This is a genomic window from Xanthomonas sp. CFBP 8443 (genome assembly GCF_025666195.1).
In the GTDB taxonomy this organism is placed as follows: domain Bacteria; phylum Pseudomonadota; class Gammaproteobacteria; order Xanthomonadales; family Xanthomonadaceae; genus Xanthomonas_A.
The window spans coordinates 2,615,658-2,625,363 of record NZ_CP102592.1 but is presented as its reverse complement, the minus strand read 5'-3'; the positions used below and the strand labels follow the sequence as shown (position 1 = coordinate 2,625,363).

Annotated in this window: 10 protein-coding genes; 2 read left to right on the top strand and 8 right to left on the bottom strand. The window is 68.4% G+C overall.

Annotated features, from left to right (window positions below; translation table 11 throughout):
• The 8 genes from NUG20_RS11145 to NUG20_RS11110 all read right to left on the bottom strand — a co-directional run bounded on the left by NUG20_RS11145 (nt 1) and on the right by NUG20_RS11110 (nt 7,950).
• Nucleotides 1-1,284, bottom strand: a complete 1,284-nt coding sequence (locus NUG20_RS11145; RefSeq protein WP_263394562.1) for a Pvc16 family protein — start codon at nt 1,282-1,284, stop codon at nt 1-3.
• A complete protein-coding gene (locus NUG20_RS11140; RefSeq protein WP_263394561.1) occupies nt 1,281-2,075 on the bottom strand; it encodes a hypothetical protein in 795 nt (264 codons plus the stop codon). Before NUG20_RS11140 ends, NUG20_RS11145 begins: the two co-directional genes overlap by 4 nt.
• The gene (locus NUG20_RS11135) at nt 2,072-2,833 is read right to left on the bottom strand and encodes a hypothetical protein (RefSeq protein ID WP_263394560.1); all 762 of its coding nucleotides are present in this window, start codon (nt 2,831-2,833) and stop codon (nt 2,072-2,074) included. Before NUG20_RS11135 ends, NUG20_RS11140 begins: the two co-directional genes overlap by 4 nt.
• A gap of 11 nt (nt 2,834-2,844) precedes the next feature.
• Nucleotides 2,845-3,369 carry a phage tail protein gene (locus NUG20_RS11130; protein ID WP_263394559.1) on the bottom strand — a complete coding sequence of 175 codons (525 nt, stop codon included), beginning with the start codon at nt 3,367-3,369 and terminating at the stop codon, nt 2,845-2,847.
• Between the two features lie 25 nt (nt 3,370-3,394).
• Entirely contained in the window at nt 3,395-5,299 is a 1,905-nt protein-coding gene (locus NUG20_RS11125) for a phage tail sheath family protein (RefSeq protein WP_263394558.1), read from the bottom strand.
• Nucleotides 5,300-5,320: 21 nt separating this feature from the next.
• Nucleotides 5,321-5,686: a hypothetical protein gene (locus tag NUG20_RS11120; RefSeq protein ID WP_263394557.1), complete on the bottom strand. Its 366-nt coding sequence runs from the start codon at nt 5,684-5,686 to the stop codon at nt 5,321-5,323.
• A 124-nt stretch (nt 5,687-5,810) separates the two neighbouring features.
• Nucleotides 5,811-6,806, bottom strand: coding sequence for a sigma-54 interaction domain-containing protein (locus NUG20_RS11115; RefSeq protein WP_263398363.1), 996 nt, complete (start codon nt 6,804-6,806; stop codon nt 5,811-5,813).
• 313 nt (nt 6,807-7,119) lie between these two features.
• Nucleotides 7,120-7,950 carry an AraC family transcriptional regulator gene (locus tag NUG20_RS11110; protein WP_263398362.1) on the bottom strand — a complete coding sequence of 277 codons (831 nt, stop codon included), beginning with the start codon at nt 7,948-7,950 and terminating at the stop codon, nt 7,120-7,122.
• Nucleotides 7,951-8,085: 135 nt separating this feature from the next.
• Here NUG20_RS11110 and NUG20_RS11105 point away from each other — a divergent pair, with 135 nt between their 5' ends.
• The gene (locus tag NUG20_RS11105) at nt 8,086-8,790 is read left to right on the top strand and encodes an O-methyltransferase (protein WP_263398361.1); all 705 of its coding nucleotides are present in this window, start codon (nt 8,086-8,088) and stop codon (nt 8,788-8,790) included.
• Nucleotides 8,787-9,530 carry a siderophore-interacting protein gene (locus tag NUG20_RS11100; RefSeq protein WP_263398360.1) on the top strand — a complete coding sequence of 248 codons (744 nt, stop codon included), beginning with the start codon at nt 8,787-8,789 and terminating at the stop codon, nt 9,528-9,530. The genes NUG20_RS11105 and NUG20_RS11100 overlap by 4 nt, the downstream gene beginning before the upstream one ends.
• Nucleotides 9,531-9,706 lie beyond the last annotated feature (176 nt).

Here is a 9,706-nt window from a genome sequence, read left to right as displayed (position 1 = left end):
TCACGCCAACGCCACGCTCTGTTGCGGATCGAACTGCGGCATACCCTCGCTGTGCAGCACCGGTAGACTGTCCACACCCTCCACGCGCAGCGCCACGGCGTGCGCGCCGGCGACGGCCATCGCCGCAGGCACGGTCGCGTGCACCATGCTGGGCAGGCTCGCGTCGGCCGGCGTGTCGACGCTGTCGACCGCCAGTTCCTGCCCGCCGAACAGCAGCCGCAGGCCGGCATGCTGGGCGGGCAGCAGTTGCGGCACGCAGTCGATCGCCAGCGCGACATCGGCATCCGCGGCCGCCGCCAACGGCACGACCGCGATGCGCGGCGCCAGCATCCACGGCAGGGGATCGCCGATCCGGTCGGGTTGTCCGAGCGTGCTGGCGCGCAGGCGCAGCGTGTACAGGCCGGGCGCCCACGCCGCGGCGGCACCCGGCGCGTCGGCGGCCGGCAGCTGCGCTTGCCAGCGGCGCGGTCCATCGGCCAGCAACGGCAGGGACTGGCGCAGGCCGCTGCGTGCGTGTTCGAACACCAGCTGGGTCTCGGCATCGGCGCCGTCCGCATCGACCCGCAGCAAGTCCCCAAGGCGACCGCCGCGCAGGCCCGGCAGGGTGAGGTTCTCGATCGCGCGCAGGCGCGGCGGCATCGCTGCGAGGGCGCGCGGGCCGCGATCGTCGGGCCCGCGCCGCAGCACCGGCAACGCGGCGCGCACGCTGGCGTCCGACTGGATCAGCACCACCGAGACCTGATACGCCATCGACGCGCGGAAGCGCGCCTGCGCCGCCGTCCACAGCTTCGACAGTTCCTCGGCGCCGAGGTACTGCGGGGTGATCTTCAGCCACTCCACCTGATCGGCCAGGCTCTCGGCCGAGAACGCGCCGAACGGCAGGGCCGGCGGCGCCAGCAGCGCACGCAGGCGCTCGCGGTCGAGCATCGGCGTTTCGTGCAACGCCTGCATGCCGAGCCCGAGCAGCGCATCGCGACTCAGCTCCTGGTTGCCGAACGCAGTGAGCAGGTAGTGCAGGTCCAGCGCCAGCGGCGGGTTGGCGACGCGTTGTCCGGCGCCGTCGCGCGAGGCCAGCCCGGTGTTGCGCCAGCCGCCATTGGCGCTGACCTGGTAGAGGAACAGGTTGATCTGGTTGGGCTCGTTGTCGCCGGTCAGCACGCGGTCCAGCGCCATTGCGCCGACGCCGACGCTGCCGAGCGCGGACAGGTCGAGACCATCGAGATGGCGGTCGACCAGATTCTTCAATGCCGCGGTCACCGCTGCGATGGCGAGGGCATTGCTCATCGCGGGCCCCCGTGGCGCTGTCGCAGGTAGGCTTCGAGGCTGGGCGCGGTTGCGCTGGCGGCAGGGCGCGACGACGGCCGTTGCGACGCAGGCGCAGGCGCGTGGGCGCGGATTTCGACGCTGCCGATGGTGACCTGCACCGACGTCTCGGTCGCGGCCGGCAACGCGGCGCGGCGTGCAGGATGGGCGACCGGCGCGGCGACGCGCTGGGTCGCCGGCAGGCGCGGTGGCAACGGCAAGGTCGGCACCTCCGGCACGGGAGGGGCGGACTGTGTCGGTGCGGGACGCGCGCGGCGCAGCGGTGTGGGATCGACCGCTTCGGCCGCCGGCTGCGCGTGCGGAGCGGAGGGCGCCGGCGCGGTGTCCTCGGTATCGCGTCGTGGGCGGCGCACCGTCGGCACCGGGGTCTGGTCGCTCGCGGCCACGGTGACCACGTTGTGTCGCGCGGCGGACGAGGCGGGCAGGGGACGCAGCGACGGCGGCGCCGGCAACGTGGGTTGCGTCGGATGCGCCCCCTTTGGCGCCGGCGTGGTCGGGCTCTCGGCGCGTGGCGCGCGCAGCGCGACCGGCGCGTCCGGGCGATCGTGATGATGGATGTCGTGCCTGTGCACCACGTAGGCCTCGCCGCCGCCAGGCGGCGTCGGCACCGGCGCGGGGAGTCCAGCGTCGAATGCCATCGGTGAGGACGGCGCGGCCTCGCGAGCTTCGAACACGCTCGGCCGGCGCCGCCGCAACGCCGCATGCGCCGGGCCCTGCACCCGTTCCACCAGCCGCTGCAGGAAGCCGCTCATGGCTGCACCATGTCGAGGTAGAAGCGCCGGCGCAGCGGCGTCAGCGCGAGGATGTCGTGTTCGCGCCAGCCATAGGCGCGCGCGAGCTGGTGCACGTCGGACAGCAGGTCCTGGGCCCAGTCGTCGAGCGACTCCCACAGATAGCCGCCGATGTCGAAGGCCGCGGCCCACGCCGTGGCGCAGGCAGGGCAGGCCAGCGCCAGGCGCAGGTCGGCCAGCGGATCATGCTCGGCCATGCGGGTTTCCAGCCGTGCCACCAGCGCGGCCGGCAGTTCGTCGGCACTGGCCTCGCGTTCGCCCTGGCGCACGCGCAACACGCAGCGGCGCAGCAGCGCGGCGACCGCCACCGCGGGGTCGGCAGCGGCCTCGCGCAGCGCCACGACGTCGTTGCTGCTGGGCAGACGGAACTCGATCTCCCAGTCATGTTCGCGCAGCGCCAATGCAGCCGGCACCGGCATCGGCGCTGGAGCTTCGGCACCGCCGAACTGCGCGCAGTCGAACTGCGACTCCAGGGTTTCGCCGCAGGCCGGGCACTGCATCAAGGTGTGCAGCTGAGGTCCGAACAACGCCGACTGCAACCGGAACAGCGCCGCATCGCGCGTCCCCAGGCTCGCCGCGCCCCACGCGTCCGCCTCAGGCTGCGGCCACACCGCCTGCAACAGGCCGACGGCGCGCGCGTCGGCGGCCGCGGCATGCAGCCGTTCCCAGGTCTGCAACAGCACCTGCTGGAATCCGGCGTCGTGAAAGTCAGCAGGCATCGGTGTCGCGCTCAGGCCGGCTCGGTGAAGCTCGGTTCGGCCGGCTCGACCACGTCGGGGTCGCGCTCCCAGCCTTCGTTCTCGAGCTTGATGTGCTGGATGGCGACCGCATTGGCGTTGGCGTCCAGGTCGGGTAGCGCCTGGTACTCCGATACCCAGCAACGGAACAGGCGATAGGCGATGGCAAGCTGTCCGGCTTCGTTGTAGACCTCGATGATCAAGTCCTTGCGGAAGTCCTTCAGCGAGGTTTCCGAACCCAGGCCGGAACCGAAATTCCACACCTTGTTCGCCCACTGCTCGAACTCCTTGTCGTGGGTGACGCCGCGCTCCAGCGTGATCGGCTCGGACTTGGTGCGGCCGGGCGACTTGCGGCTGATGCTCGGATCGCCGCCTTCGCGGTGCTCGACCACCTCCGTGCTGCGCTTGAGCGCGCCGACCTTACTGATGCCGGCGACGTACTTGTTGTCCCATTTGACGCGGAACTTGAAGTTCTTGTAAGGATCGAAACGCTGCGTGTTGACGGTGAACTGGGCCATGGACGTGCTCCGGTGAAGAGGGGGATCAGGTCTCGATCGCGCCGGCGATCTGCTGCAGCTTCAGCACCACGAACTCGGCCGGCTTCAGCGGCGCGAAACCCACCACGACGTTCACCACGCCCAGGTTGATGTCGTTCTGCGTGGTGGTGTCCTTGTCGCAGCGCACGAAGTAGGCGTCGCGGGGCGAGCTGCCCTGGAACGCGCCCTGGCGGAACAGGTTGTGCATGAACGCGCCGACGTTGAGCCGCACCTGCGCCCACAGCGGCTCGTCGTTGGGTTCGAACACCACCCACTTCAGGCCGCGGAACAGGCTTTCCTCGATGAACAGCGCGGTCCGCCGCACCGGGATGTACTTGTACTCGTCGGCGAGTTGGTCGGCGCCGCGCAGCGTACGCGCGCCCCAGACCACGCGGCCGCTGGCCGGCATGGCGCGCAGGCAGTTGATGCCGCGCTGGTTGAGCTCGCCATTCTCGGCATCGGTCAGCGGCACCGACAGCTGCGGCACGCCGACCAGGCCGGCGTCGAGCCCGGCCGGCGCCTTCCAGACGCCGCGCTGGGTATCGGTACGCGCGAACACGCCCGCCACCGCGCCGCACGCGGCGAAGGTTTCGATCGCGTTGTTGCGCAGCAGGTTGGGTTGGCGCAGGCGCGGGAAGAACAGTGCGGCGTTGCGGCTGCGCGGATCGGCGAACTCGTCCAGACCGTCCAGCGCGTCGGCCTTGGTGTCCCAGGCGCTGGGCGAGTCGATGACATGGAAGGCGCGGCGCTGCTCGCAGTACGCGGTCGCTGCCGACAGCACGATCGCTTCGGCATCGTAGTTCGCGCCGTCGTTGCTGCGGTAGGGCGGGATGCACAGCAGGTTGAACAGGTCGGCCTGCTCCAACGCGTACAGGCCGCGCTTCTGCACCAGGCCGAGCTCGGGCAGGAAGTCGGTCGCGGCCAAGGCGCCGCCATCGCTAGCGCGGCGGTCGGCCTCGTCGTACTTCAGTTGCAGCGCCGCGCGAGCCTGGTCCATGGTCTGCTTCAGCGCGGCCGTGTCGACGCTGTCGCGGACCGCCTTGTCGAACGCGCGTTTGGCCGCGGCAACCGCGTCCTCGGCGGCGCTGACCTCGTCCACGCCATCGTCGACCGTGGCCGGCAGGCTGCCCTGCACACGTACCAGGTTCGATTCGGAGAGCAGCACCCGGTCCACGCGGCGTGCGCTTTCGACCACGGTGAGGTTGAGATAGGTCTCGCTGCCGCCGCCGGCCGAGGCGTCGCGCACGGTCAGGTTGAACACGTCGCCGGCGCCCACGCCCAGCGTGGCGGCGACCTCGGCGTTGCCCGACATCGCAATGGCGGCGCGCAACTTTCCGCCCCAGCGCCCTTCGTTGGCGGCCTGTAGCGACAGACCGCCGGCCTGCAGCGACGCGCGCGACGGCGCGGCGGCCTTGGCGCCGGCAGCGAGCGCGGAATCCTTGGTCGCCCCTGGTGCTGCCGAGGCGGCGGTGATCGCAGCGGCGACGGCCTTGGCCGCGGACAGCTCGGGTTCTTCGGCGAACGTTGCGGCCTTGGTGCTGGCATTGGCGACCACCGTCGCCAGGTCGGCGCCACCGCCGGCTGCCGCCAATACCTCCGCGGCGGCCGCTTCGGCGTCGACGCGATCGGCGTCGCTGGCGTAGCTGGGGTGGAACAGGCGGACGATCACTGCCTGGCCGCCGCCGTTGAGGAAGAAGTCGCGAACGGCGTAGCCGAGTTGACTTCCCAGCCACAGCCCGCCGAAGGTACGCTCGAAGTCGCCGAAGCCGTTGATGGTCACCGCTTCGTTCACCGGGCCACGCAGCGCGCGGCCGACGAATGCCGTCACCGACGTGGCCACACCGGTGATGGTGCGCACGCCACTGGGGATCTCCTCTACGTAGACGCCGGGATAGCTAAGGGCAGCGGGCATTTCGGTTCTCCTTGGTCTCGGTCAGTGCAGGTCGGCGGTGCGATCGGCGTTGTAGGCCACGCTCAACGCATACAAAAATTGTCCGTCCGGAAGCATTCGAACCTGCAGGCGGCCACGTTCCGCAAGCGACGTCAGTACGGCCTCGATACGTCCGCTTTCGCGGTTGTACCGTTGTTGCGGCAGCCACCACCGAACGATGCCCTGCAGCGTGTCCGCGGCTTCCGGATGCGCGCGGAGATACGACAGCACTGCGTCGGCAACTTCCTGATCCGAATCATTTCCATGCGGCTCGAGCGTGATCATGTGAAGCATCCCCAGTGCTTTCTCGGCAAGGGTCGCAACATCCATGCCAGCGATCTTTTCGGCGACGACCGCGTCCGGACGCATGGGAATCCGCAGAAAGCTGTGGTTTGCAGCCCAACTCACGCGCGCAAAAACTGTTGAGCGACCAGTTCGACTGGGGGATTGCCCACCCAACCGCGGTGCGACCGGGTGCGCCTGGACCCGGTGGTCAGTCGTGGCAGTGGCGCCCGATGCCATGGCGCTTGAGCATCTTTCCAAGATGCCGGCGTTCGGTGTTGGCCTCGGTCGCGGCTCGGCTGACGTTGTAGCCGGTACGGGCCATGAGCTGCGTCAGATAGTCGTGCTCGAAGCGCTCGACGGCGCGCTGCTTGGCTTCAGCCATCGAAAGCAGATCGTCGCCGCAGACCGTCGGCATCGAGGTGATCGATGCGGCGGGCAGCACTGCAAAGATCGTCTTCGCCGCCAGCGCCAATTCACCGAGACCGATTCGGCCATCGTTGGCGCGTACGCATGCCCGGAGCGTGACGTTCTCCAGCTCGCGCACATTGCCTGGCCAATCATGGCGGGACAGCGCCTGCAAAGCCTGCTCGGTCCACTCGCACGCAGGCAGGCCGAAGCGTACGGTCAGCTCGGCCAGCAGATGCATGGCCAGCCACTTCAGGTCGCCGCCACGATCGCGCAGCGGCGGCAAGGTCAGCTGCAGCGCGCTGAGCCGGTAGTAGAGATCGCGGCGGAAGCGACCCTGTTCGATCGCCGACAGCAACGGACAGTTCGTGGCCGCCAATACGCGGACGTCGGCCATGCGCAATGCCCGCTCGCCGACGACCCTGAACTCGCCGCTCTGCAGGAAGCGCAACAACGTGGTCTGCGCCCGCGAGGACAGCGAGTCGATCTCGTCCAGGAACAGCGTGCCGCCGCTTGCGAATTCCACCAGCCCCTGTTCGCTGCTGCGCGCGTCGGTAAAGGCGCCACGTCGGTGGCCGAAGAGTTCCGTCTCGAGCAGGTTGTCGGGCAACGCGCCGCAGTTGACCGGCACAAAGGGTTTGTCGCGACGCGGGCTGGCGTAGTGCAACTGGCGTGCCACCAGTTCCTTGCCCGTGCCGGTTTCGCCCTCGATCAGGACGGACGCATCGCAGCCTGAATAGCACTGAATGAGATCCTTCAACTCCCGCATCGCGTCGGAGTCTCCGACCAACACGGGCATCTCCCTGGGCTTCTGAGCCGCACTGTCCATAGCACTTGACTCCGTCGTTGGCCGCTTTTGTAGGTACGTTGCGCGACAGATGGCGCATCACGGGCCGGAAACGCACCTGGATGCAGGAAGCAGAATCTGAGGCAACGTCAAGTTGAACGGGAAAGCCGGCAGTAACCGGACAGCGAACCTCCGACGCGGTTCGCCAACGCCGGTGGGCACCCGGATCTGCGCAAGACGTCCCCGCCTAGCCGAAGGCCAATTAACGGAGCGCGGACTGGAGCGATCTATCGGGGTAGCGAGGGATCAAAACGCCCAACGCGAGTCAAGAAGAATTACGCCGCTCGGCCATGTAGCGGCCAGGCGAGGTGCCCAGCGCCTTGCGGAACATCGTGACGAAACTGCCTGCGCTTTCGTAGCCCAGATCGTCGGCGACCTGCTGCACCGACACCCCCATGCTCAACCATTTGACCGCGAGCATCAGGTGAAGCTGCTGACGCCAGCGGCCGAAGCTCATGCCGGTCTGGTGCGTGAGCAGGCGCGCCAGGGTACGTTCGCTCATGCCCACGCGCCGCGCCCAGGTCTGCACCGTGCCGCGCTCGGCCGGCTCGGCGACGATCGCCTCCACGATCTTGCGAAGCCGGGGATCGGTCGGCATCGGCAGGCGCAGCGTTCCGATTGGCGCTGCCGCCAGTTCGTCCAGAAGCAGGACGACCAGATGCGATTCGGCGCCGCCCTCCGGATACAGCATCGGCAGGCGTGCGGAACGGATCACCAGCTCGCGCAACAGCGCCGTGGTGGAGATGGCGCAGCAGGTCGACGGCAGCGCCGAGGCGACGGCCGGATCGATGAAGGCGACATAGACTTCGATCGTGCCGGCGGCGGTGATCTTGTGCAGGACATCGCTCGGCACCCACAGCGCGCCCTGCGGAGGCACGATCCAGAGACTGCCTTCCACTTCGCAGGTGAGCACCCCACGCAGCAACAGCATGAGCTGTCCCTTGCGATGGCGATGGAAGTCCTTTTCCAGCCGGTCCTGCCCGTCACCGAGGCTGGCCACGTCGATGCCGGCGGTACCGATGGTCACCACTGGGCGCGGGACGAGGTCCGGGTCGGTCCACTCGGTGGGATCGATGAGATCGGTCAGCACAGGCACGCGGCGTCGACTCCACAGCGATTGGCAGGAATTGCGAATATCTTGGCACAGTTCCCCAATGCCGCCAGCGTTGCGGCTCCCTACGATGCGTGACGGCAGAGGGATACCCGTCGGCCATTGCCATTGGAGAACATCGTGGATGCACTACACACCGAGCGCGTCGCGCAGACCTTGCAGCAGTTGTTCCAGGAAGCCGATCGCGCCGACCAGGGGATCATGGATCAGTTCGAGGCCGATCCCGGCGAACATGCGGAGCAGGCCTTCAGCGGCGCCATCGCCAAACTGATGAATGCGGAAAGGCGCGATCTGCGCGGCGTGTACCAGGGATACGCCGAGAACTTCCTCAACGTCACGCCGGCGTATGGCCGCTTCCTCTACCAGTGCGCGCGCATGCGCCAAGCCACGCGCATCGTTGAGTTCGGCACATCGATGGGCGTGTCCACCATCCACCTCGCCGCCGCGTTGCGCGACATGGGCGGCGGGCATCTGATCGGCACCGAGCTGGAACCCGGCAAGGCCGCCCGCGCCAACGCGAATCTGCACGCTGCCGGGCTTGCCGATCTGGTCGACATCCGGATCGGGGACGCGCGCGAAACGCTGGCCGATGTCGGCGGCCAGATCGATCTGGTGCTGCTGGACGGCGCGTTCAGCCTCTATCTGCCGGTGCTCAAGCTGCTCGAGCCGCACCTGAAGCCAGGCACGCCGATCCTTGCGGAAAACGCCTTCGACCACGACAACGAATACCTGGCCTATGTTCGCGACCCGGCGAACGGCTATCTGTCGCAGCCGATTGCGATCGACGAGGGCAGGGGCAACGAACTGTCGATCTTTACCCGATGAGCGCGCAGAACCCCGACGTCGCGGTGCCTGGGCCGGGCCGCATAGGCCGTGCCTTGCTCAGGATGTTCATGAAGCAGGCCAGCGTGGTGCAGGCCGAAAGCCTCGCCGAAAACTTCCGGCTGATCACGCTGGAGAGCCCGGCGTTCCGCGAGCTGCAATGGCTGCCGGGTCAGAAGATCCAGATCGCAATGGGCTCGGCGCTGGTCGCGAGGACCTACACGCCGATCGAATGGGACGCGGTAGCCGGGCGAACCCGCATCGTCGCGTACACGCACGGCAGCGGACCGGGCAGCGCCTGGATCGACCGCGCCAAGCCCGGCGACGCATGCGATGCCTTCGGCCCGCGCGCATCGCTCGATCTCGGTCGCATCGCCGGTCCCTGCGTCGTTCTCGGCGACGAGACATCCATCGGGCTGGCCTACGCACTCAATCGGCGGATTGGCGGCCGCAGCGAGGTGGCGTGTTTGCTCGAAGTGGCCCACGAGGCCGCCGCGCGCGCAGTGCTGGATCGCCTCGACCTGGGCGACGCCGAACTGTTCAGCCGCTGCGCCGACGACCGGCACCTCAAGGACATGGAGCGCCGCTTGCAGGTGGTCGCCGCAACCGATGCGACCTTCGTCTTGACGGGCAGGGCGCCATCCATCCAACGCCTGCGCCGGACGTTGAAGGGCCTAGGCGTTCCGGCATCGCGCATCATCGCCAAGGCATATTGGGCGGAGGGTAAAACTGGGCTGGACTGAGGTTTGCGAACTGGGTCTTTGTCGACTAGGGAGCATTCGTGCAGGTAGGCACTGCCTGCGGGCAGGCAGTGCCACCATCGACCACCGCGTATCACCACGCGTTCGCAGCGGCCATCCTCGCAATTCGCTGGCTCCCCGGCAGTGCGCATGGGAATGAACCACCCAAGTGCCGTGTG